General features: G+C 52.2%; 22 protein-coding genes and 2 tRNA genes. 9 read left to right on the forward strand and 15 right to left on the reverse strand.

Annotated features, from left to right (window positions below):
- Positions 1-77: transfer RNA gene (locus ACLJRH_RS19100), tRNA-Arg, on the forward strand.
- Between the two features lie 194 nt (positions 78-271).
- Positions 272-348, forward strand: a tRNA-Arg gene (locus ACLJRH_RS19105).
- A 6-nt stretch (positions 349-354) separates the two neighbouring features.
- Here the strand turns inward: ACLJRH_RS19105 and ACLJRH_RS19110 are convergent.
- On the reverse strand, positions 355-492 hold the full coding sequence (locus ACLJRH_RS19110) for a hypothetical protein (RefSeq protein ID WP_153260283.1): 138 nt from the start codon (positions 490-492) through the stop codon (positions 355-357).
- A 239-nt stretch (positions 493-731) separates the two neighbouring features.
- On the opposite strand from ACLJRH_RS19110, the gene yqaB reads away from it, so the two are divergent.
- From yqaB to ACLJRH_RS19135, 5 genes are all read left to right on the forward strand, one after another.
- Positions 732-1,298: a fructose-1-phosphate/6-phosphogluconate phosphatase gene (yqaB, locus tag ACLJRH_RS19115; RefSeq protein ID WP_001528554.1), complete on the forward strand. Its 567-nt coding sequence runs from the start codon at positions 732-734 to the stop codon at positions 1,296-1,298.
- On the forward strand, positions 1,295-1,720 hold the full coding sequence (locus tag ACLJRH_RS19120; protein WP_001279499.1) for a YqaA family protein: 426 nt from the start codon (positions 1,295-1,297) through the stop codon (positions 1,718-1,720). Before yqaB ends, ACLJRH_RS19120 begins: the two co-directional genes overlap by 4 nt.
- A 76-nt stretch (positions 1,721-1,796) precedes the next feature.
- Positions 1,797-3,353, forward strand: a complete 1,557-nt coding sequence (gene gshA, locus ACLJRH_RS19125) for a glutamate--cysteine ligase (protein WP_080187416.1) — start codon at positions 1,797-1,799, stop codon at positions 3,351-3,353.
- A gap of 149 nt (positions 3,354-3,502) precedes the next feature.
- Positions 3,503-4,018 carry an S-ribosylhomocysteine lyase gene (gene luxS, locus ACLJRH_RS19130; protein ID WP_023136493.1) on the forward strand — a complete coding sequence of 172 codons (516 nt, stop codon included), beginning with the start codon at positions 3,503-3,505 and terminating at the stop codon, positions 4,016-4,018.
- Between the two features lie 345 nt (positions 4,019-4,363).
- Complete coding sequence (locus ACLJRH_RS19135) at positions 4,364-5,734, forward strand: carbohydrate porin (RefSeq protein ID WP_000645133.1); 1,371 nt, start codon at positions 4,364-4,366, stop codon at positions 5,732-5,734.
- Positions 5,735-5,782: 48 nt separating this feature from the next.
- On the opposite strand, the gene emrB is transcribed toward ACLJRH_RS19135, so the two are convergent.
- From emrB to ACLJRH_RS19195, 12 genes are all read right to left on the reverse strand, one after another.
- Entirely contained in the window at positions 5,783-7,321 is a 1,539-nt protein-coding gene (emrB, locus tag ACLJRH_RS19140) for a multidrug efflux MFS transporter permease subunit EmrB (protein ID WP_001187298.1), read from the reverse strand.
- Between the two features lie 16 nt (positions 7,322-7,337).
- The gene (emrA, locus tag ACLJRH_RS19145) at positions 7,338-8,510 is read right to left on the reverse strand and encodes a multidrug efflux MFS transporter periplasmic adaptor subunit EmrA (RefSeq protein ID WP_001275603.1); all 1,173 of its coding nucleotides are present in this window, start codon (positions 8,508-8,510) and stop codon (positions 7,338-7,340) included.
- A 126-nt stretch (positions 8,511-8,636) separates the two neighbouring features.
- A complete protein-coding gene (gene mprA / locus ACLJRH_RS19150) occupies positions 8,637-9,167 on the reverse strand; it encodes a transcriptional repressor MprA (RefSeq protein WP_000378431.1) in 531 nt (176 codons plus the stop codon).
- Positions 9,168-9,663: 496 nt separating this feature from the next.
- Complete coding sequence (locus ACLJRH_RS19155) at positions 9,664-10,848, reverse strand: MFS transporter (protein ID WP_000165775.1); 1,185 nt, start codon at positions 10,846-10,848, stop codon at positions 9,664-9,666.
- A gap of 164 nt (positions 10,849-11,012) precedes the next feature.
- Positions 11,013-12,008 carry a glycine betaine/L-proline ABC transporter substrate-binding protein ProX gene (gene proX, locus ACLJRH_RS19160; protein WP_001216613.1) on the reverse strand — a complete coding sequence of 332 codons (996 nt, stop codon included), beginning with the start codon at positions 12,006-12,008 and terminating at the stop codon, positions 11,013-11,015.
- Between the two features lie 69 nt (positions 12,009-12,077).
- On the reverse strand, positions 12,078-13,142 hold the full coding sequence (gene proW, locus ACLJRH_RS19165; protein ID WP_000775021.1) for a glycine betaine/L-proline ABC transporter permease ProW: 1,065 nt from the start codon (positions 13,140-13,142) through the stop codon (positions 12,078-12,080).
- Complete coding sequence (gene proV / locus ACLJRH_RS19170) at positions 13,135-14,337, reverse strand: glycine betaine/L-proline ABC transporter ATP-binding protein ProV (RefSeq protein ID WP_000985529.1); 1,203 nt, start codon at positions 14,335-14,337, stop codon at positions 13,135-13,137. The genes proW and proV overlap by 8 nt, the downstream gene beginning before the upstream one ends.
- A 354-nt stretch (positions 14,338-14,691) precedes the next feature.
- Positions 14,692-15,651, reverse strand: a complete 960-nt coding sequence (nrdF, locus tag ACLJRH_RS19175; protein WP_000777908.1) for a class 1b ribonucleoside-diphosphate reductase subunit beta — start codon at positions 15,649-15,651, stop codon at positions 14,692-14,694.
- Between the two features lie 10 nt (positions 15,652-15,661).
- Positions 15,662-17,806 carry a class 1b ribonucleoside-diphosphate reductase subunit alpha gene (nrdE, locus tag ACLJRH_RS19180; protein WP_024147810.1) on the reverse strand — a complete coding sequence of 715 codons (2,145 nt, stop codon included), beginning with the start codon at positions 17,804-17,806 and terminating at the stop codon, positions 15,662-15,664.
- On the reverse strand, positions 17,779-18,189 hold the full coding sequence (nrdI, locus tag ACLJRH_RS19185) for a class Ib ribonucleoside-diphosphate reductase assembly flavoprotein NrdI (protein ID WP_001275401.1): 411 nt from the start codon (positions 18,187-18,189) through the stop codon (positions 17,779-17,781). Before nrdI ends, nrdE begins: the two co-directional genes overlap by 28 nt.
- Positions 18,186-18,431 carry a glutaredoxin-like protein NrdH gene (gene nrdH / locus ACLJRH_RS19190; protein ID WP_000028870.1) on the reverse strand — a complete coding sequence of 82 codons (246 nt, stop codon included), beginning with the start codon at positions 18,429-18,431 and terminating at the stop codon, positions 18,186-18,188. Before nrdH ends, nrdI begins: the two co-directional genes overlap by 4 nt.
- Positions 18,432-18,702: 271 nt before the next feature.
- Positions 18,703-19,134 carry a carboxymuconolactone decarboxylase family protein gene (locus ACLJRH_RS19195; RefSeq protein ID WP_000209816.1) on the reverse strand — a complete coding sequence of 144 codons (432 nt, stop codon included), beginning with the start codon at positions 19,132-19,134 and terminating at the stop codon, positions 18,703-18,705.
- Positions 19,135-19,222: 88 nt separating this feature from the next.
- Between ACLJRH_RS19195 and ACLJRH_RS19200 the strand changes: the two genes are divergently transcribed.
- Entirely contained in the window at positions 19,223-20,557 is a 1,335-nt protein-coding gene (locus tag ACLJRH_RS19200) for a PLP-dependent aminotransferase family protein (protein ID WP_023223176.1), read from the forward strand.
- Between the two features lie 83 nt (positions 20,558-20,640).
- On the opposite strand, the gene ACLJRH_RS19205 is transcribed toward ACLJRH_RS19200, so the two are convergent.
- Entirely contained in the window at positions 20,641-20,967 is a 327-nt protein-coding gene (locus ACLJRH_RS19205; protein ID WP_001519557.1) for a DUF883 domain-containing protein, read from the reverse strand.
- 161 nt (positions 20,968-21,128) lie between these two features.
- On the opposite strand from ACLJRH_RS19205, the gene ACLJRH_RS19210 reads away from it, so the two are divergent.
- Positions 21,129-21,479 (forward strand): DUF2002 family protein, encoded by a 351-nt coding sequence (locus ACLJRH_RS19210; RefSeq protein ID WP_000281304.1) that lies wholly within the window; start codon positions 21,129-21,131, stop codon positions 21,477-21,479.
- Between the two features lie 34 nt (positions 21,480-21,513).
- On the opposite strand, the gene alaE is transcribed toward ACLJRH_RS19210, so the two are convergent.
- Positions 21,514-21,963 (reverse strand): L-alanine exporter AlaE, encoded by a 450-nt coding sequence (gene alaE / locus ACLJRH_RS19215; protein ID WP_000492669.1) that lies wholly within the window; start codon positions 21,961-21,963, stop codon positions 21,514-21,516.
- Positions 21,964-22,377 lie beyond the last annotated feature (414 nt).

The following is a 22,377-nucleotide window of genomic DNA, read 5'->3' on the forward strand; positions in this document are numbered from 1 at the left end:
GCATCCGTAGCTCAGCTGGATAGAGTACTCGGCTACGAACCGAGCGGTCGGAGGTTCGAATCCTCCCGGATGCACCATATTCTCCGTACTTTCAGTGATGAAGATACGGATAAGATAGCGGTAATCACCGCTGGCACCAGGAAGGATAACGTTGCATCAGCAACGGCGCCGAAGGGCGAGCCGTAAGGCGAGTAATCCTCCCGGATGCACCATCTTATTTAGTGTGGCAGTAAATGCGACATCAAATCTTGTAGTAAACATCATTTCCAATGCATCCGTAGCTCAGCTGGATAGAGTACTCGGCTACGAACCGAGCGGTCGGAGGTTCGAATCCTCCCGGATGCACCATATTCTTCATACTTTCAGCGATGAAGATGCAGATAAGATAGCGGTAATCACCGCTGGCACCAGGAAGGATAACGTTGCGTCAGCAACGGCCCGAAGGGCGAGCCGTAAGGCGAGTAATCCTCCCGGATGCACCATATTCTCCATACTTTATTCTCCATACTTTCAGCGATGAAGATGCAGATAAGATAGCGGTAATCACCGCTGGCATCAGAAGGATAACGTTGCGTCAGCAACGGCCCATAAGGCGAATAATCCTCCCGGATACGTTACTGCCCTGCAATCGCTTTTCCCCTTATCCTGAACATACCTCTTCATCTCTATTAGCGACAAAATCAACCAATTGCGATAAAGTACTGTCTGGTTATTCGGTTTGCGAGAACACGATGTACGCACGTTATGCTGGTTTGATTTTTGATATGGACGGTACTCTCCTGGATACCGAACCCACGCATCGCAAAGCGTGGCGTGAGGTTTTGGGGCGCTATGGTCTTCGTTTTGATGAACAGGCAATGGTCGCGCTTAACGGTTCGCCAACCTGGCTTATCGCCCAGTCAATCATTGAGCTTAACCATGCCGATCTTGATCCCCTGTCACTGGCGCGTGAGAAAACCGACGCGGTAAAAAGCATCCTGCTGGACTGCGTAGAACCACTGCCGCTGGTTGAGGTGGTTAAAGCGTGGCATGGGCGGCGCCCCATGTCGGTCGGTACCGGTAGCGAAAGCGCTATCGCGGAAGCCTTGTTAGCGCATCTGGGGCTGCGTCGTTATTTTGATGCGGTTGTGGCGGCAGATCACGTACAGCATCACAAACCCGCGCCTGACACCTTCCTACTGTGCGCCCAGCGGATGGGCGTCATGCCGACGCAGTGCGTGGTATTTGAAGATGCCGATTTTGGTTTACAGGCGGCGCGGACGGCGGGAATGGATGCCGTGGATGTTCGACTATTGTGAGTGACGGACTGTCGCTCCTGTCTCTGTTTGCCAGTAGTTTTCTCAGCGCAACGCTGTTACCCGGTAATTCTGAGGTGGTTTTGGTTGCTATGCTGGTCTCCGGCGTCAGTCATCCCTGGGTCTTAGTCTTAACAGCAACAATGGGTAATAGCCTTGGAGGGGTAACTAACGTTATTCTTGGGCGTTTCTTTCCGCTGCGCAAAACGTCGCGCTGGCAGGAAAAAGCGACTGGCTGGCTAAAGCGTTATGGCGCAGCCACACTATTATTAAGCTGGATGCCGGTCATCGGTGATTTGTTGTGCCTGTTAGCGGGATGGATGCGCATCCCGTGGGGGCGGACGATCTTTTTTTTGTGTCTTGGTAAGGCGCTGCGCTATGTTGCGCTCGCAGCGGCGACGGTTCAGGGCATGATGTGGTGGTAATAATTGTAGGTTTGGCATGTATGGCCGCCATTACAGTTATGCTTATTAAAACGATTTGGACAGGCGGGAGGTCAATTTGATCCCGGACGTATCACAGGCTCTGGCCTGGCTGGAAAAACATCCTCAGGCGTTAAAGGGGATACAGCGCGGGTTAGAGCGCGAAACGCTGCGTGTCAATGCTGATGGCACGCTGGCGACAACAGGTCATCCTGAAGCGTTAGGTTCAGCGCTGACCCATAAATGGATTACCACGGATTTTGCGGAAGCCCTACTGGAGTTTATTACGCCAGTCGATGGCGATATCCAGCATATGCTCACTTTTATGCGCGATCTCCATCGGTATACGGCCAGGAAACTGGGCGATGAGCGGATGTGGCCATTAAGTATGCCCTGCTATATTGCGGAAGGGCAGGACATAGAGCTGGCGCAGTACGGCACATCCAATACCGGGCGTTTTAAAACGCTCTATCGCGAAGGGCTGAAAAATCGTTATGGCGCCTTGATGCAAACCATCTCCGGCGTACATTACAATTTTTCATTACCGATGGCGTTCTGGCAGGCGAAATGCGGCGTTACGGAAGGCGAAGCGGCAAAAGAAAAAATTTCTGCCGGCTATTTTCGTCTGATTCGCAACTATTACCGTTTTGGCTGGGTCATCCCCTATCTGTTTGGCGCGTCTCCGGCCATTTGTTCCTCTTTCCTGCAAGGAAAGCCAACCACATTACCGTTTGAAAAAACGGACTGCGGCATGTACTACCTGCCGTACGCGACGTCGCTACGTCTGAGCGATTTGGGTTATACCAATAAGTCGCAAAGCAATCTCGGAATTACGTTTAACGATTTGCATGAGTATGTGGCAGGTCTGAAGCGCGCGATTAAAACCCCTTCCGAGGAGTACGCGCGGATTGGTGTGGAAAAAGACGGTAAGCGGCTACAGATTAACAGCAACGTTCTGCAAATTGAAAATGAGCTGTACGCGCCCATTCGTCCCAAGCGCGTGACGCGCAGCGGCGAATCGCCTTCTGACGCGCTTCTGCGTGGTGGTATTGAGTATATTGAAGTTCGTTCTCTCGATATTAACCCGTTCTCACCGATCGGCGTAGACGAGCAACAGGTGCGCTTCCTCGATCTGTTTATGGTCTGGTGCGTATTGGCCGATGCGCCGGAAATGAGTAGCGATGAGCTGTTATGTACGCGTACAAACTGGAATCGCGTTATTCTGGAAGGGCGTAAGCCGGGCCTGACGTTAGGCATTGGCTGTGAAACTGCGCAGTTCCCGCTGCCCAACGTAGGGAAAGATCTCTTCCGCGATCTGAAACGCGTGGCGCAAACGCTGGACAGTATCCACGGGGGAGAGGAGTATCAAAAGGTGTGTGATGAGTTGGTCGCCTGCTTTGATAATCCTGAACTGACATTCTCCGCCCGGATCCTACGGTCTATGATTGATGAAGGCATTGGCGGCACCGGGAAAGCGTTCGGTGAGGCTTACCGTAATCTGTTACGCGAAGAGCCGCTGGAGATTTTACAGGAAGAAGAGTTTATTGCTGAACGTGACGCTTCAGTACGTCGTCAGCAGGAGATTGAGGCGGCGGATACCGAGCCGTTTGCCGCGTGGCTTGCGAAACACGCCTGACCCAAAAGAAAAAGGCCACTCACGGAGTGGCCAAAATTTCATCGCTGAAAACAGGGATGATGATAACAAATGCGCGTCTTTCATATACTCAGACTCGCCCCGGAACAAAGAGTTCAGTTTATTTTTAAAAAATTATCGGAGGTGACTAAATGCCATTATTAGATAGCTTCGCAGTCGATCATACCCGGATGCAAGCGCCGGCGGTCCGGGTTGCAAAAACGATGAACACCCCGCATGGCGACGCAATCACCGTGTTTGATCTGCGTTTTTGCATTCCGAACAAAGAAGTGATGCCGGAAAAAGGGATTCATACGCTTGAGCATCTGTTTGCTGGCTTTATGCGCGACCACCTCAACGGTAACGGCGTTGAGATTATCGATATCTCGCCGATGGGCTGCCGTACCGGTTTCTACATGAGCCTGATTGGCACGCCGGACGAGCAGCGTGTTGCCGACGCGTGGAAAGCGGCGATGGCGGATGTGCTGAAAGTGCAGGATCAAAACCAGATCCCGGAGCTGAACGTTTACCAGTGCGGTACGTATCAGATGCACTCGCTCAGTGAAGCGCAGGACATTGCCCGTCATATTCTGGAGCGTGATGTACGCGTGAACATCAATAAAGAGCTGGCGCTACCGAAAGAAAAACTGCAGGAACTGCATATTTAGTCTTATTGGTAAGCGGTTCCAGTATTTAAATTAACCCCGGTTTATGGCCGGGGTTTTTTATTGCTTAATATAATTTGCGTTTATTATATTTGCGGCGAGAATACGTTTTAAATTAAGTAATGCCTGGCCTGTTAAATAATAAAATGTGATCTGGCAAACAGAAAAGGCGGATAACTCACGATGCCAGAGTGTATTGATCACATAAACTAAAAATCATAAATAATTAATAGAAAAACATAATGGAATGCGCCAGATATCCAGGTAATAACAAGACTCTACTAATAGCCGGTCGATGGGGTTTTTAGCAAATCTTATCTGGTATACATCAAACTTAAGGGATAAAAAATGAAGGCTAAATATTTGGCGCTGATGATCGGTGCTTGCTTTTCTCATAACCTTTGGGCAGCGAATAATATCACTATTGAGCAGCGTCTGGCTGAACTGGAGCAACGTGTTGTTAATGCTGAAAAACGGGCATCCGATGCCGAGGCGCAAATTCGCTCGCTGAAACAGCAGCAGGTCGCCGCTACGCCGACGGTGAATGTCCAGTCCGCCGAGCCCATTGCAGCAGATAAAACGCCGCCGAAGCTGACCTTATCCGGATTCAGCGATATTAAGTTCTATGGCGATGTCGAATTTAATATGGATGCGGCAAGCCGTTCCGGTAGCCTGACCTCGATGAGAACGTCAGCGAATAAAGATTGGGCATCAGGAACCAATGAACGCTGGGATATTAACGGACGCCTGTTGCTGGGCTTTGATGGCTACCAGCGGCTGGACAACGGTAATTTTGCCGGATTCTCTGTACAGCCTCTGGCGGACCTGACCGGAAAAATGAACCTTGATGATGCCGTTTTCTTCTTTGGTCGTGAGAATGACTGGAAAATTAAGGTTGGTCGTTTTGAAGCCTACGATATGTTCCCGCTGAATCAGGATACGTTTATTGAATATTCGGGGAATACAGCGAACGATCTTTACAGTGACGGTTACGGCTATATCTATATGATGAAAGAAGGACGGGGACGTAGCGACAGTGGGGGTAACTTCCTGCTGAGTAAAACTATCGACAACTGGTATTTCGAAGTTAACACATTGCTGGAAAATGGCAGTACGTTATATACCGAGAAGCAGTACCATGGAATGGATTTAAGCAACGATAAAAACGTGGCTTACGTCCGTCCGGTTATCGCCTGGCAAAACGGGCGTTTTTCAACGGCGATAGCGATGGAAAGTAACGTCGTTAACAACGCCTATGGCTATTATGAGAATGGGAAGTGGATCGATCAGTCAGATCGTACGGGCTATGGTTTTACCATGACCTGGAATGGTCAAAAAACTGACCCGGAAGATGGCGCAGTGATTAACCTGAATACCGCCTATATGGATGCGACCGATGAGACAGATTTTACCGCTGGGGTGAATGCGCTGTGGCATCGATTTGAACTGGGTTATATCTATGCGCATAACAAAATCGAAGCCTTCAATGCTACCAATATCGATGCCGTTTGTGAGGACGATTGCTGGATCACCGATCCCGGCAATTATGACATTCACACTATTCATGCCTCATATTTATTCCCCAACGTGATGGATATGAAAAACTTTAACATCTACCTCGGTGCCTATGCTTCATGGGTAGAGGCCAATCCGAATAATGGCGATAACAGTGAAGATGCGCGTTACGGCGGGCGTCTGAGATTCAAATATTTCTTCTGATTGTTGGTCTACTAAAAAAGGGATCCGCAGATCCCTTTTATCAGATAGTTAGTGCGCGCCGCCACCGCCGCCGCCCGCACCGAAGGGCGGTTTGGCGAACCACACCAGGCCGAGCAGCACCAGGAAGATCCCCGCCGACATCCAGAAGATTTCGTTGGCGGAAATAATCAGCCCCTGATTCGTGATTTGCTGGGCTATCCAGCCTGACGCCTGTTGGTGCGTCATCCCTAAGCCTTCCAGTTTATCGTACATAGCCTGAGCGTTTGGATTATACGCTGTAACCGACTCCGTGAGCTGAGCATGGTGTAGCGACTCACGATCGGTCCACATAGTGGTGGTAATCGAGGTGCCGATGGAGCCCGCCAGCGTTCGCGTGAAGTTCGACAGGCTTGATGCCGCCGCCAGCCGTTCGGGCGGTAACCCGGAGAGCGTAATGGTGGTCAGCGGCATAAAGAAGCAGGCGACGGCAAATCCCTGAATAAACTGCGGCCATGCGGAAGCGCCGAAATCCATACCCGGTTCGAACGTCCAGGCGCGCCAGTAAAAACAGACGGCGTACATAATGAAGCTGAACGTGACCAGCCTGCGCATATCCAGTTTATGCGCGAAGCGTCCGATAATCGGCGACAAAATTACCGGAATAATACCGACTGGCGCCGACGCCAGACCTGCCCACGTTGCGGTATAGCCGTACACCTCTTGCAAAAGCTGCGGCAGTAGAACAATGGCGCCGAAATAGAGCATATAGGCAAGGCTGATGCACAAGCAGCCAATAGTGAAGTTACGCGATTTAAAAAGAGAAAGATCGACGATAGGGTGATCGTCGGTCAGTTCCCAGACGATCAGGAAACTGATGGCGATGACGGCGACCACGGTCAGGATGATAATTTCCTGCGAGGAGAACCAGTCCAGTTCTTTACCGCGGTCGAGCATAATTTGCAGGCTGCCGATGCCAATCACCAGTAACGCCAGCCCGACGGCGTCAATACGTCGCCGTTCGGTATGCGTTTCACGCCCGCGCAGCGTGTGTAACGTCATCAGGACGACGGCGATGCCAATCGGCACGTTGATGAAGAAAATCCATCCCCAGTGGTAATTATCACTGATATAGCCCCCCAGAATCGGGCCGCAAATCGGCGCGACAATGACGGTCATTGACCAGAGCGCCAGCGCAATGGAGCGCTTTGCAGGCGGATAGTTATTCAGCAACAGGCTTTGCGAGAGCGGAATCAGCGGCCCGGCGACCACGCCCTGCACCACGCGGAAGAAGATCAGCATATTCAGGCTGCTGGATACGCCACAGGCCCAGGAGGCCGCGGCAAAGGCGACCGTCGACCACATGAACAGTTTGACTTCGCCAAAACGTTTCGCCAGCCAGCCGGTTAAGGGAATCGAGATAGCGTTCGCCACCCCGAAAGAGGTGATAACCCATGTCCCCTGGCTTAGGGAAGAACCCAGGTTCCCGGCGATGGTCGGAATCGCTACGTTGGCAATGGTGGAGTCCAGCACCTGCATGAATGTCGCCAGCGACAGCGCGATCGTCATGATGACGAGCTGCGCGCCCTCCAGCGGTTTTTGCTGTTGCATCACACGCACCTCAGGATTAACCCGCGTTAGCCTGTACGATGTCGTCGATCAGTTTATTGACCGGCGCGAGATTAATTTCGCGTGCGTTACTTTCGGCAACCGGCGTCGTTCGTACCTGGCTGGCCAGTACCTGACCGTCGCGATTAGCGGTATCCACGGTGACCAGCGTCGATAAACCAATACGCAGCGGATGTTGTTCTAACTGGCGGGCGTCCAGTTCGACGCGTACCGGCAGACGTTGAACCACTTTAATCCAGTTACCCGTCGCATTTTGCGCGGGCAGCAGGGAGAAGGCGCTGCCTGTTCCCATATCCAGACCGACGACTTTACCGGTGTATTTTACGTCGTCGCCATAAATATCAGTAATCACCGTCACTGGCTGCCCAATGCGCATATTCGCTAATTGGGTCTCTTTAAAGTTAGCGTCCACCCACAGATCGGTTGCAGGCACCACGGCCATCAGCGGCGTGGTGGGGCTGATTTGCGCGCCAGGCTGGACAGCGCGGCGGGAGACATAACCAGTCATTGGGCTGACGATGCGAGTACGCTCCAGCGCCAGCCAGGCGTTACGCACTTCGGTCGCCGCTTGTTGAACCGCAGGCTGATCTTCCAGATTACTGTTGAGTATCATTGCCTGGTTGGCATTGTACTGTTGAATGGCGACATCCAGCTGTGCCTGCGCGCTGGCGACGGCATCGCGGGCGTGTTGCAGCTCTTCACGGCCAATAAGATTGGCGTTACCCAGCGGCACACGACGGTTAAGGTCGCTTTGCGCTTGCGCCAGGGCGGTTTTTTGCACGTCGATATTCGCCTGCAACTGCTTGCTGTTAATCATCAACTGGTGCGTCTGGCGCACGCTGGAGGCCAGCGCCGTTTTGGCTTTTTCAAACGCTTGTTTGGCGTCAGTCTGATCGAGCGTGACCAGAACATCGCCCTCTTTTACAAAGTCGGTGTTATCAGCCCAGACTTTCGTCACGCTGCCTGACACCTGCGCCATGATTTGAACCTGGTTCCCTGCCACGTAAGCATCATCTGTCTCTTCAATATGACGCAATACTAAAAACCAATAAATTCCATATGCCACGGCAATAATAACAAAGAGCAAGGTAAGAAGTAGCAGCGCTGTTTTGCGTTTGCCTTTCTTCTTAGCCGGTTGCTGCGGGGTTTGGATCTCCGCATTTGCGCTCATGTTGTTCTCCACGATCTTATTATTCACATCGGCTGAGCCGACCTGTTGTCAGAAAGGCCAGCAGTAACGCGTGCCGGCCTGTCCGCTTTCCTGTTATTAATCTGGATTTTTGAGCGGGTCGGCGCTTTAGCGCAGCGCCTCAAGAACAGTGCCTTCCTGCTCCATTTGATCAAGACGCGTCAGGAGTTTACGAGTGATGTGCTCAAGTTGATCTTTTTCGGCAGTGCTAAGTGATGACCAGAGTTGATGCAGACAATGATGCTGAGGTGGAAGCACTTCTTGCAAAAATGCCTGGCCTTTCTCCGTTAATTGCAGATGCAGGCAACGGCGGTCGTTATCGCTCTCACGACGCTCAATCCAGCCGCGTTTTTCCAGCTCATCTGCAATGCGTGTCGCATTGGTGCGAGATGAACCCAGCGCGCAGCTTAATTCAGACGGCTGAATACTGTGGTTTTCCTGAGACTCCAGCGTAATCAACGCCATAAACAACGTCTCGTTAATCCCTTGAGCCTTCAGCATTTTATTGCGGTTTTCCAGGAGCTTGCCTTGCATGTGCATACAAAGACGAGTCAAAAGAATTTCCTGGTAAGGAAAGTCTTCGTGACGGCTGGCGCGAAATTTTAGCATTTGTTCAATGGGCGTAAACGAACTATCCATTTGGGCATGACCTCATTAATTTCAGCCGATATAGTAACGACAGTGACAAATAAAGTAAATGTATTATTAATACAAAATCATTCTTTCAGGCTATAAAGCAACCAATGATACGCAGACTGAGACGCCAGCGGGAACATTGGGCCCGGTAAAGCGCCGCCTGCGGCAAATCCAGGAATGACGAGAAAAGCGTGAGTGCCTGCATGAAAAAATCAGGAGAGAACGATAAGCGGGAGGGGCGAAAGCCGGGTAAACGGCCTTACAACCCGATGCAAAAGCCACCGGAATATCACGGATAGCTATCGGTGAACGACCTTCGAATCCTTGAACGGGCGCTATTGGCCTGGGAGCAGATGGGGATGCAGGGCTTTCCATAGAATTATATTATTCTTCACCGGTATAAAAATAACCATGATAAATGAATAGCATAACCTTAACAGACTGGGGAGCTCCTTAACACCCTAAGGAGCTTAAACAAAGGTAAACGCTCACTATCCGCTTAATTTACGGCTTCCTGTCGGTGAAAACCTCGCCACCAGACCAGTAAATTAAGTAAGGCTACCGTGACACCCGCCAGACAAACGCCGGCCCAGCCGGCATGTTGCCAGGCGGAGGCGGAAATCAGCGACCCTGCAGCGCCACCGATAAAGTAGCTGGTCATATAGCCGGCGGTGAGCCGGTTACGCGCATCCGGATGCAAACGATAGATGACCGTCTGATTGGTGATATGTACCCCCTGAACGGTGAGGTCCAGTACCAGAATGCCAATAATCAGCGCCAGTACCGAGGTGTGCCCAAGCCAGATAGCCAGCCAGGAGAGTAACAGCAGCAGTAAGCCGAACGTGGTGGTGAGGTGAGATTTACCTTTATCGGCAAATCCGCCAGCCGGACGCGCGCCTAAAGCGCCGGCGGCCCCCGCCAGGCCAAACAGGCCAATCATTCCCTCGGAATAGCTAAACGGCGGCGCGGCGAGCAAAAAGGCCATTGATGTCCAGAGGATGCTGAAATTAGCAAAGGTCAGACAGCCCAGCAGCGCGCGGGTACGCAGCAGCTTATCGTGAATAAACAGGCTGAATACAGAACCCAACAGTTGCGGGTAGTTAAGATGGGTGTCGGATTTGAGCTTTGGCAGTCCGCGCCACAACGCGACGGCCATCAGCGCCATCAGCGCCGACGCTACCCAAAATACGGTGCGCCAACCGCCGAGGTTTGCCAGCAGTCCGGCGACCGTTCGCGCCAGCAGGATCCCCAGCAACAGGCCGCTCATAATGGTGCCGACCACTTTACCGCGGGTGGCGGGCGTCGCAAGCGTGGCGGCCAGCGGAACCAGAATCTGCGCCACCACGGAGAACAGTCCGGTTAAGGTCGTTCCGAGTATCATCATGCTAAGCGACTGACTGCTGGCGGTGATCAGCATTCCGCCAGCCGCCAGCAACGTCATGGAGACAATCAGCGTTCGGCGTTCAAACATGTCGCCGAGCGGCACCAGAAACAACAGGCCAGCGGCATAGCCCAACTGCGCGGCGGTAACGATAAACCCTGCGGAGCTGGCGGAAAGCGAAAAGTGATGCGCGATGGTATCAAGCAGCGGCTGGGCGTAGTAGTTGCTGGCGACCGCCAGACCCGTGGCCACAGACATTAAAACGATCAGCGCCGGGCTAAGCCCATGGGTGGGTTTCGTCATGATGGTAATCGTGATTCAGATAATTATTTCCTGGGAAAACAATCATAGCGGATGTTGATGAATAAAGGGGAACGGTGACGTGATGAATCGTGCGCTTTGAGGAGAGATTGCGTTGGCCGGATAGCGGCGCATGAACTGCGCCTTATCCGGCATAAAAAACGATCTTATTTCTGCGCGGCCAGCGCTTCTTTCACCCAGCCGTCAAACTGCTGCTGGTGGGCGTTGATCCAGCCGTCCACATGGCCCTGAACATCGGCTTCAGACGATTTACCGGCATGCATCATGGCGTTCTGCGCGTTGATATCCGCCAGCGGCAGCTTCATGATGGCGAACAGTTTCGCCGCCGCCGGGTTTTTCTCCGCCCATGCCTTATTGGCGACAATATGCATGGTATTAACCGGGAACCCATAGTTCGCGCCGTTCGGCAGTTTAGTATCAATATTTTTCTGTTCGCCCGGCAGGGAGGAGAACGGCACCTGTAGCCAGACGACATCTTTACCCGGCTTCATTACGTCGCTCACCCAGTACGGGGTCCAGGTGTAATACAGCACCGGCTTGCCTTCTTTAAAACGGGTAATGGTATCAGCCATCATCGCCGCATAGTTACCGTGGCTGACCTCAACGGTTTTTTGCAGATCAAACGCTTTATTCTGGTGATTGATCACGGCTTCGCAGCCCCAGCCCGGCGAGCAGCCCATCATGTCCGCTTTGCCGTCGCCATTGGTATCGAAGATTTTGGCGATTTTCGGATCTTTTAGCTGAGCGATATTGGTGATGTTGTACTGCTCGGCGGTTTTTTTATCGATCAGATAGCCCTGCGCAGCGCCGGAGACGAAGACACCCTCGCGGTAAAACTTTTTGTCTCCGCCTGCTGCGGCATACATATCATCATGCAGCGGCTGCCAGTTCACGGCGGTAAACGTCGCATCGCCAGAGGCGATGGAGGTATAGCCTACGTTGTAATCGACTTCACTCGGCTTATTTACGGTATAACCCAACTTTTCCAGCGCCCGGCTGACCAGTAACGTCTGGAAGGACTCTTCAGAAATCGTGCTTTGGATTGGTTGGACGGTAATGCCTTTGCCAGGCAGGTCGGCAGCGAAAGCGCTGGCGGTGACAAGGGTGGCAAACGCTGAGGCAAATATCACAGTATGTCGCATCGTTGTTCCTTTAATTATGGTAGGGAGTTGTAAGCCCGGTAAGCGCAATGTCACCGGGCGTCAGGAGAGTTACTTAACGAAAGGGCGGGTGATTAGCCCAACAGGACCGGTGGTATACCAGCGACGGTTACCGCGGCTACGCGAGTCGCGCCCGACGGCCTGCGTCAGACGGTCCAGAATGATGGCGAGAATCACAATGCCGACGCCGCCCACGGTTGCCAGCCCCATATCAAGACGACCAATGCCGCGTAATACCATCTGGCCAAGCCCGCCGACCGCAATCATCGAGGCGATGACGACCATTGAGAGAGCCAGCATCAGCGTCTGATTAACGCCTGCCATAATGGTGGGCATCGCCAGCGGTAGTTGCACTTTGAACAACATTTGGCGCGGGCTGGCGCCGAACGAGCGCGACGCTTCAATTAAGTCGGCAGGCACCTGGTTAATGCCCAGGATCGTCAGGCGTATAATCGGCGGTAGAGCAAAAATAATCGTCACCACCACGCCCGGCACGTTACCGATGCCGAATAACATGACAATCGGCACCAGATAGACAAACGCGGGCGTGGTCTGCATCGCATCCAGCAGCGGACGAACTATTTTGGCTGCGCGCGGGCTGCGCGCCAGCCAGATTCCCATCGGTAATCCGATCACGACGCAGAACAACAGGGCGGTCAACACCAGCGCCAGGGTAATCATCGCCTGCGACCAGGCACCGATCGCGCCGATCGCGATCAGCGATATCAGCGTTGCGATCCCCATGCCCACGCCGGAAACCTGCCAGGCAATCAGCGCAAAGAGAATAATCGCCACAGGGGCGGGCATTCCCAGCAGCAGTTGCTGAAAGCCGTTAAGAATGTAATCCACCGGCACACGAATCCCCTGAAAAAGGGGACGGAAATGGGTGACGACCCAGTCGATTCCCTCTGTGACCCAGCTATCCAGCGGGATCAGCGTCTTATGGAACGGGTCCAGAAGAGAAAAGTGTTCAGGGGCTGGCGCGGGCGCGCTGTTCAACCAGTCGGTACTGCCGCCGTCCGTGGCTACGCCTGCCGGTGTTCCCCAGGCATCAGCCGTTTGCGTCGTAGTATCGGCCACCTGTGCGGTATCCCACGGATTCGTTTGATCAGCCATTGTTACCCCCCTCGCGATCTAAAGCCTGTAGCAACATACGTTTTGAAATAATGCCAACATACTGGTGTTCTTCATCGACAACCGGCACCGCGCAGGGCGCCTGGCCGACGTGAGAGAGCAACTCGCTGAGTGGGGTTTGCGCATCAACGACTAAAGGGTCGTCGATAAGCGCCGCTTCAATCCCTTGCGCCTGGCTTAATGCCGCTTTTAATGAGTCGATGGACACGACGCCCACGAATTTATTGCCACGCTCAATGACGTAACCATATTCACGGTCTTCATCCTGTAATAATTTCAGTGCCGAACGGGGACCAAAACCTGGCGTTTTACGAATTAATCCGACCGGACTGCGACGGGCAATATCTTTGGCGCTAAAGACCTGACTAATATCCACGCCACGGAAGAACGTGCGGACATAATCATTTGCCGGATTATTCAGGATCTCATCCGGCGTACCAACCTGTACGACCTCGCCATTTTGCATAATGGCAATCCTGTCGCCAATACGCATAGCCTCATCAAGATCGTGGGAAATAAAGACAATGGTGCGCTGATGTTTCGCCTGTAATTTCACCAGCTCATCCTGCATTTCGGTACGAATTAATGGATCGAGGGCGGAAAATGCTTCATCCATTAATAAGATATCAGGGTTGATTGCCAGCGCGCGGGCAAGCCCAACACGCTGACGCATCCCACCGGAAAGTTCATCCGGGTAGGCGTGAGCGTAATTCTCAAGCCCTACCTGACGCAAGGCGTCCAGCGCTTTTTCGCGACGCTCTTGCGCCGCGATGCCCGCTAATTCCATACCGAATGCCGTATTATCCAGCACGGTCATATGCGGCATGAGCGCAAATGACTGGAAGACCATCGCAATCTTTTTCCTGCGCACCTCGCGAAGCTCAGCGTCTGATATTTTGGCAATATCAACACCGTCAATCAGTACCTGCCCGCGGGTGGGTTCAATCAGGCGATTGAGAAGGCGTACCATTGTGGATTTACCCGAGCCGGATAATCCCATGATGACAAATATCTCGCCTTCTTCAATGGCCAGACTGGCGTCTTTAACGCCAAGCGATAGCCCCGTTTTTTCCAGTATTTGCTCTTTCGATAGTCCCTTTTCAATATATTTGAAGGCACGCTGCGGATGCTCTCCAAATATTTTATACAGATTCTTCACTTCTAATTTAATTGCCATGCAATAGAATGATTCCTGTTATTTACTTATGTCGATATGTTACCTGATAGAAATAGTTACCTTTTTCTACCCTAACATACTCAGAATCTGAGACAACCCTGAATTTGCTTCTGGCATGAATATTGCGAGGTGCTATCGGCTGTGATTTCCCATGATATAAGGGCTGAACGCGAATGGGGAGGGAGAGATATTTTTTGAGACAACCAGCAAAAATCCACCTGAATTGGGGGAATCCAGGTGAATAATGTCACTCGTATTGAGTGTAGGACATGTTGTAATATTTGCGCGATTTAACACGGTATTGCTTGAAATAAAGGCATGGAAAATGTAACGTTATTTCCCATGCCCGTAAGATTAAAAATTCCAGTCTTCGTCTTCGGTTTCGACTGTTTTCCCCATCACATAAGATGAACCTGAGCCGGAAAAGAAATCATGGTTTTCGTCGGCATTCGGCGAGAGCGCGGCAAGGATTGCGGGATTCACGTCTGCCATCTCCGGCGGAAATAACGCCTCATAACCCAGGTTCATTAAGGCTTTATTGGCGTTGTAGCACAAGAAGGCTTTGACGTCGTTAACCCAGCCGGTTTCCGCATATAATGCTTCTGTGTAGCGGATTTCGTTGTCGTACAGTTCCATTAACAAATCCAGCGCGAAAAGCTTTAACTCTTCACGCTCGATTGCCGATAGTTTTTGTAGCGCTATCTGATACTTATAGCCAATATAATAACCGTGAACCGCTTCATCGCGAATGATTAAACGAATCAGGTCGGCAGTGTTCGTGAGCTTACCGCGGCTGGAGAAATACATCGGTAGCCAGAAGCCGGAATAGAACAGAAAAGACTCTAAAAAGACGCTGGCAATCTTTTTCTTTAGCGGTTCATCGCTGACGTAATGAGCCAAAATAATCTGCGCCTTACGCTGTAGCGTCGGGTTTTCTTCGCTCCAGGCGTAGGCGGCATCAACCTCTTTTGTCTGGCACAGCGTGGAAAAAATAGAACTGTAAGAGCGGGCGTGTACCGCTTCCATAAAGCTGATGTTCGACAGTACTGCCTCTTCATGCGGCGTGATGGCATCTGCCATTAACGACGGCGCGCCTGCGATGTTCTGGATAGTGTCAAGCAGCGTAAGACCCGTAAACACGCGAATGGTGAGCTGCTGTTCGGCGGCGCTCAGCGTCTGCCAGGCCGGAATATCATTCGATAACGGCACTTTTTCCGGCAGCCAGAAGTTACTGGTCAGCCGGTTCCACACCTCCAGATCTTTGTCGTCCTGGATCTTGTTCCAGTTGATGGCGCTAATACGAGATAATTTCATATGGCTTTCCTTATAGCGCGCAGGATACGCAGCCTTCAATTTCAGTACCTTCCAGCGCCAACTGGCGAAGCCGGATGTAATACAGTGACTTAATACCTTTTCGCCAGGCATAGATCTGCGCTTTGTTGATATCGCGGGTCGTGGCGGTATCGGGGAAAAACAGGGTGAGCGACAGTCCTTGATCGACGTGGCGCGTGGCCTCGGCATAGGTATCAATAATTTTTTCCGGACCGATATCGTAGGCATCCTGATACATGTCCAGATTTTCATTGGTCATAAACGGCGCGGGGTAATACACACGCCCGGTTTTGCCCTCTTTGCGAATCTCAATTTTGGCCACAATCGGATGAATGCTGGAAGTCGCATGATTAATGTAAGAAATCGAACCGGTCGGCGGCACCGCCTGCAAATTTTGGTTATAGATGCCATAGCGCATCACATCGTCGCGCAGCTTTAGCCACATTTCTCGTGTGGGCAGCGTAATGCCGCTGCGGGCAAATAGCGCCCTGACTTTCGCCGTTTTCGGTTGCCAGTCGTCCTGTAAATACTGCGTAAAATAGTCGCCGCTGGCATAGCGCGACTGCGCAAATCCGGCGAAGGTTTTGCCGCGTTCGCGGGCCAGCCGCATTGAAGTATGCACGGCATGCCAGGTAATGGTGTAAAAATAGAAATTGGTGAAATCCAACGCCTCCGGCGAACCGTAGGCAATGCCTTCTCTCGCCAGATAGCCATGCAGATTCATCTGGCCCAGACCGATGGCATGAGAGGCGGCATTACCGGCGGCTATTGAGGGCACGCTGCGTATATGGCTCATGTCCGACACCGCCGTCAGGCCGCGAATAGCGGTTTCTACGGTACGACCAATGTCCGGTGAATCCATGACGTGAGCGATATTCAGCGAGCCGAGATTGCAGGAGATGTCATGCCCGATGTGGGTATAGTCAAGGTTATCGTCGTAACGGGAGGCGCTATTGACCTGTAAAATTTCCGAGCACAGATTGCTCATATTAATGCGACCAGCAATGGGATTCGCGCGGTTTACCGTATCTTCAAACATGATGTAGGGATACCCGGATTCGAACTGAATCTCCGCCAGTGTTTGAAAAAAGTCACGGGCGTTAATATAGGTTTTACGCACGTGTGGATCGGCAATTAATTCATCGTACCGTTCGCTAATGGCGATATCGCCAAACGGTTTGCCGTAGCGTCGTTGTACGTCATAGGGCGAAAAGAGCGCCATTTGCGCGTTTTCTTTCGCCAGCCGGAAGGTGATACCCGGGATCACCACGCCGAGAGAGAGCGTTTTGATCCGGATTTTTTCGTCAGCATTTTCCCGTTTGGTATCCAGAAAACGCAGAATATCCGGGTGGTGCGCATGGAGATAAACCGCGCCGGCCCCCTGGCGCGCGCCAAGCTGGTTGGCATACGAAAATGCGTCTTCCAGCATTTTCATCACCGGGATCACGCCGGAAGACTGATTCTCAATGCGTTTGATCGGCGCGCCCGCCTCGCGCAGATTGGAGAGTAAAAACGCAACGCCGCCGCCGCGTTTGGAGAGTTGCAGCGCCGAATTCACCGCTCGCCCGATCGACTCCATATTGTCTTCGATACGGAGCAGGAAGCAGGAGACCAGTTCCCCACGCTGCTGTTTGCCGCAATTTAAAAAAGTCGGGGTAGCGGGCTGAAAGCGACCAGAAAGCATTTCATCGGTCAGTTGGGTGGCCAGCGTTTCGTCACCCTGCGCCAGCGTCAACGCCACCATTGTCACCCGATCTTCAAAGTGTTCCAGATAACGTTTGCCGTCGAAGGTTTTCAGCGTGTAACTGGTATAGAACTTCCAGGCGCCAAGAAACGTCTGGAAGCGAAAGCCGCTGGCGTGGGCGTGCTCGAACAGGCGGAGGACGAAGGCGCGGTCGTAACGCGCGAGGACAGCGTCATCGTAATACCCTTCCCGAACCAGCGTCTCCAGACGTTCATGCTGGCTGGCAAATGTCACGGAATGCGGGCGGACGTGGGCGGCAAAGAAGGCGTCGATCGCCTGCTGGTCCTTGTCGAACTGAATATGGCCTGCTTTATCATAAAGATTCAGCATCGCGTTCAGGGCGTGGTAATCCATGGTTTCCTGCATTACGCGCTCCGGGGTAGTTGTTGCCAAAATTCATTTACTCCTTTTCGGACGTTATCGATGTCGCGTTGTGTGCCCATGAGCTCAAAGCGGTACAGCCAGGGTACGCCGCATTTTTGTGCTATCACATCGCCAGCGCATCCCCAGGCATCGCCGAAATTGCGATTACCGGAGGCAATGACGCCGCGAATGCGCGCCCGGTTGTGTTCATCATTTAAAAAGCGGATCACCTGTCGCGGCACCGCACCGGCCATCCCGCCGCCGCCGTATGACGGCACAACCAGAATGTACGGTTCGTCTACCTGAATACGCTCCCGTTCATTGAGCGGAATACGCGTGGCAGGCAGCCCCAGACGCTGCATAAAACGGTGCGTATTTTCAGAGCTGCTGGAGAAGTAGACGAGCGCGCTCATGCGTTTGCCGCGTGGGGTGTCGGGTGCAGACGGTTAATCATGTCCGGGCGGAAGCCAGACCAGCTCAAATCGCCCGCCATCACCACCGGTAATTGACGAAACCCTTGCGCCCGGAGCGTATCCGCTGCATCCGGCACCAGATCGACGTTCACCATCTCAAATTCAAATCCACGGCTTTCCATCGCCCGCTTTGTGGCGTGGCACTGAACACAGTTATTGCGAGTGTAAATAGTAATGCTCATGATTCGTATTTCCATTTAAAATGAGAAAACGGCGCGATGAAACGCGTCGGATTGTCGTGTGTTGATACACGAAATACTAGATGTAGTTGAATTAAGATTCAACCATACAAGATATGGGAATTTTCGATTGGTTTTAACGCCGCTGATGAACGCAGTGGGGTAGGGGCGGCATGGCTAATTTTTGCCGGATGGCGGCGTGAATGCCAGATCCGGCCTGCAGGTTCACGCATAACAGAGTTGGCTGACATCAGCGCCATCCGGCAACAATGCGTCACATTCGCATACCGATCGCCAGACGGTTAAAGCAGTTCATTAAACCGATGGCGAAGGTCAGATCGCTGATTTGACGCGCGCTGAAATGATCGAGCAGCGGCAGGTAAACATTATCTTCGGCGTGGGTTTCAGCAATGTGCGTCACCGATTCCGCCCAGGCTAACGCCGCGCACTCTTGCTCGCTGAAATGGTGACTTACCCGCCATCCTGCCAGCGCATCTAATTTAGCTTGATTCACGCCAGCCTTACGCAGCGCTTTACTGTGCATCTCCAGGCAAAATGCACAGCCATTTATTTGCGAAACACGCAGGTAAATCAGCTCCATCAGCGTGGGGTCAAGCGTGCTCTTTTCCAGCGCGTTTTTCGCCTGCACCAGAGCGCTGTAAACCTCCGGGCTCAGTTCATAATAGGGTTGGCGTAACGTCGTCATCATGTTTCTCCTCGTGTTGATGACGAGCACTGTAGCACTATAATGGTCTGTAAAAGAGAGCCATATTTTTACAGAAAAAGCAGACCATATGCCGCGCTATCAACACATCGCTCGTCAGTTAAAAACGGCCATTGAGCAAGGAGAACTCTCGCCCGGAACGCGTTTGCCGTCCAGTCGGACGTGGGCGCAGGAACTGGGCGTTTCTCGCGCCACGGTGGAAAATGCCTATGGCGAGCTGGTGGCGCAGGGCTGGCTGGAGCGACGTGGCCAGGCAGGCACGTTTGTGAGCAACGCTCTACGGTTTGAGACGGCGCCGCCGATACCCGCTGTTTTTGCCGGAGAAAGTCCGGAACCGAAACCCTTTCAGATGGGGTTACCGGCACTGGATCTCTTTCCGCGCGAGAAGTGGGCGCGAGTGATGGGGCGTCGGTTGCGCACGCAGACGCGCTTCGATCTGGCATTAGGCGACGTCTGCGGCGAGGCGATTTTGCGCCAGGCGATAGTCGATTACCTGCGGGTTTCGCGTAGCATTGAATGCCTGCCGGAACAGGTATTTATTACCTCCGGATATGCGGATTCTATGCGGCTGATCCTGCGTACATTGTCTGTGCCGGGAGACAGCATGTGGGTGGAAGATCCCGGCTTTCCGTTAATTCGCCCGGTGATAACGCAGGAGGGGATTACGCTGGCGCCGATTCCGGTCGATGCCGATGGGCTGAATGTCGCGGCGGGGATGCGGGATTGCCCGCAGGGGCGCTTTGCATTGGTGACGCCCGCCCACCAAAGTCCGTTGGGGGTAGCGCTGTCGTTAACTCGCCGACGGCAACTTCTGGCATGGGCGGCGAATGTGCAGGCCTGGATTATTGAAGATGACTACGACAGCGAATTTCGTTATCACGGTAAACCGCTTCCGCCGCTCAAGAGTCTGGATGCCCCGCAGCGAGTGATTTACGCCGGAACGTTCAGTAAGTCGCTCTTTCCGGCATTACGTACCGCCTGGCTGGTGGTGCCGATAAAGCAGATTGAGCATTTCCGCCAGCAGGCGTCGCTGATGCCCTGTAGCGTACCGTTGTTATGGCAGCACACGTTGGCTGATTTTATCCGTGATGGCCATTTCTGGCGACATCTGAAAAAGATGCGTCAACATTATGCTCAGCGATGGTTATGGATTGAAGAGGCGCTGGCAGAACAGGGATTTGTTGTGACATTACAGAAAGGCGGTATTCAATTGGTTATTGAGGTTGAAGGCGATGATAAAGCGCAGGTAGCGAAAGCGAATCAGGCCGGACTGGCGGTACAGGCGCTAAGCCGTTGGCGAGTGGTTTCATCAGGAAAGGGGGGCATTTTACTGTCGTTTACCAATATTACTTCCGCTGGCATGGCGAAACAGGTCGCATGGCAGCTGCGACAGGCGATACAGTAACCGTTTCGCCGAATGGCGCGACCTGGGCCTGCGGCAATGATGCAGGCCCAATAAAGTATGTCGCCATCCGGCAACGCACGTCGTTAGCGACGCAGGCTGAGCAGCGCCCCGATAAAAATCCCTACCGCTGCGGCGGTTCCTACGCTACACCAGGGTTTTTCACGCACAAACGTATCCGCGCACCCCATCGCATCACAGGCGGCTTGTTTTACGCGAGTACGACCCTGCATCCGCGCCCGGGTCTCTTTCAACAACGCCTGTGCTTTACGTCGCGCAGCCTCGGCTTCGTCTTTCGCATCGCTTCCCCAGGATTTAAGGACATCTTCCAGACTGTCGGCTAATCGATTGACATCATTCTGAATATCCTGAACACCATCATCGACGTCGTTTCGGTTCGGTTTGTTAAGCATATGATCCTCCATTGATTTCGATGTAGCTTTCAGTGTAGTTCATATTTTTACCTGCTGAGGCTTGTTACGGCGATATCATGCGTTTCTGGACTTTTCTGAAAGCGTTGATAACGCGCTATCGGGTAAGGTAAGCCCGCAGTAAAAGAGAATGAGGATAAAATATGTATTTACGACCTGACGAGGTGGCGCGGGTACTGGAAAAGGCAGGGTTTACCGTCGATGTGGTGACGAATAAGACGTATGGTTATCGACGCGGCGAAAATTATGTTTATGTTAACCGCGAGGCGCGTATGGGGCGTACCGCGCTGATCATTCACCCCAGATTAAAAGACCGTAGCTCATCACTGGCTGACCCGGCTTCGGATATTAAAACCTGCGATCACTACCAAAATTTTCCGCTCTATTTAGGCGGCGAGACCCACGAACATTACGGTATTCCCCACGGCTTTAGCTCCCGAATAGCGTTAGAACGTTATCTGAACGGGCTTTTTGGCGACGAAAAAAGCGACTAAAAGCGCGACTGGCAATGCCAGTCGCGACGTTAACTTATGCCTTAGCCTGATGATAGCTGCTCACTTTAAACAGGCGACGACAATAATCCAGGAAGTAGCCATAAACCGCGCCCATTAACATTGAAACAACAATGTTTGAACTCACGGCGGCCACTATCTGATGCCAGCCGGCGCCGACGGTCAGCAAGATGATAATATAAACGGGTGACTGAAAGGTGACATAAGCCAATACATCCGCCAGGTTTTTGGCCCATCCCGCCGGGCTTGCCTTACGCGCGACGCGCATAATCAGATCGCGGTAAACGCCGTATGGCCATGCAATCAAAATGTTGACAGGTATCGCCACCAGCCTGGAAGAAAGCGACTGCTCAAAGCTCATTCCGGAGAGGAATATCTCGATCAACATGTTCACAACAGAACAGTAAACAACCATCGCAAACGTGTCTGCTACGGCATGACGCAAGCGTGACTGTGGAGAGAACATGTTAATGCTCCTTGTAGCGTATCGATCAGAATGAGGTGATGGTTGGTAGTGAAATCATAAAGCACTTTTGTCTTTGCATAGAGTATATCCCTATATAATAACTATCAACTAGTGTAATATTTTTATTTATAGGCTTTTTGTCGATAAAATACTCTACGATTGTGTGTTTTTTGCTCGCGGCGAGATTTTCGTTGTTGTTAGTCATTAATTACTTTTAAATCAATGTATTATAATGCATTGTTTTTCTGGCGATTTTCAGCCACATTCCAAATGTTGTCAGATGCGATCTATTCTCGGCTAACGGCACGCGTTCTACTTTTCTCAGCATAATCATAGCTATTGCAGGGTGATTTTTAGCATAAAGCTCTGATGATAATTTTTGAATGGTTAATCTCTTATTATGATGAAATATTC

Source organism: Salmonella sp. SAL04162 (genome assembly GCF_046551535.1).
In the GTDB taxonomy this organism is placed as follows: domain Bacteria; phylum Pseudomonadota; class Gammaproteobacteria; order Enterobacterales; family Enterobacteriaceae; genus Salmonella; species Salmonella enterica.

What these genes read in the sequence shown, in the direction of transcription:
- ACLJRH_RS19110 (WP_153260283.1), bottom strand. Translation starts at nt 492, where the DNA reads ATGGAGAATATGGTGCATCCGGGAGGATTACTCGCCTTACGGCTCGCC.
- yqaB (WP_001528554.1), top strand. Translation starts at nt 732, where the DNA reads ATGTACGCACGTTATGCTGGTTTGATTTTTGATATGGACGGTACTCTC.
- luxS (WP_023136493.1), top strand. Translation starts at nt 3,503, where the DNA reads ATGCCATTATTAGATAGCTTCGCAGTCGATCATACCCGGATGCAAGCG.
- ACLJRH_RS19135 (WP_000645133.1), top strand. Translation starts at nt 4,364, where the DNA reads ATGAAGGCTAAATATTTGGCGCTGATGATCGGTGCTTGCTTTTCTCAT.
- emrB (WP_001187298.1), bottom strand. Translation starts at nt 7,321, where the DNA reads ATGCAACAGCAAAAACCGCTGGAGGGCGCGCAGCTCGTCATCATGACG.
- emrA (WP_001275603.1), bottom strand. Translation starts at nt 8,510, where the DNA reads ATGAGCGCAAATGCGGAGATCCAAACCCCGCAGCAACCGGCTAAGAAG.
- mprA (WP_000378431.1), bottom strand. Translation starts at nt 9,167, where the DNA reads ATGGATAGTTCGTTTACGCCCATTGAACAAATGCTAAAATTTCGCGCC.
- ACLJRH_RS19155 (WP_000165775.1), bottom strand. Translation starts at nt 10,848, where the DNA reads ATGACGAAACCCACCCATGGGCTTAGCCCGGCGCTGATCGTTTTAATG.
- proX (WP_001216613.1), bottom strand. Translation starts at nt 12,008, where the DNA reads ATGCGACATACTGTGATATTTGCCTCAGCGTTTGCCACCCTTGTCACC.
- proW (WP_000775021.1), bottom strand. Translation starts at nt 13,142, where the DNA reads ATGGCTGATCAAACGAATCCGTGGGATACCGCACAGGTGGCCGATACT.
- proV (WP_000985529.1), bottom strand. Translation starts at nt 14,337, where the DNA reads ATGGCAATTAAATTAGAAGTGAAGAATCTGTATAAAATATTTGGAGAG.
- nrdF (WP_000777908.1), bottom strand. Translation starts at nt 15,651, where the DNA reads ATGAAATTATCTCGTATTAGCGCCATCAACTGGAACAAGATCCAGGAC.
- nrdI (WP_001275401.1), bottom strand. Translation starts at nt 18,189, where the DNA reads ATGAGCGCGCTCGTCTACTTCTCCAGCAGCTCTGAAAATACGCACCGT.
- nrdH (WP_000028870.1), bottom strand. Translation starts at nt 18,431, where the DNA reads ATGAGCATTACTATTTACACTCGCAATAACTGTGTTCAGTGCCACGCC.
- ACLJRH_RS19195 (WP_000209816.1), bottom strand. Translation starts at nt 19,134, where the DNA reads ATGACGACGTTACGCCAACCCTATTATGAACTGAGCCCGGAGGTTTAC.
- ACLJRH_RS19200 (WP_023223176.1), top strand. Translation starts at nt 19,223, where the DNA reads ATGCCGCGCTATCAACACATCGCTCGTCAGTTAAAAACGGCCATTGAG.
- ACLJRH_RS19205 (WP_001519557.1), bottom strand. Translation starts at nt 20,967, where the DNA reads ATGCTTAACAAACCGAACCGAAACGACGTCGATGATGGTGTTCAGGAT.
- ACLJRH_RS19210 (WP_000281304.1), top strand. Translation starts at nt 21,129, where the DNA reads ATGTATTTACGACCTGACGAGGTGGCGCGGGTACTGGAAAAGGCAGGG.
- alaE (WP_000492669.1), bottom strand. Translation starts at nt 21,963, where the DNA reads ATGTTCTCTCCACAGTCACGCTTGCGTCATGCCGTAGCAGACACGTTT.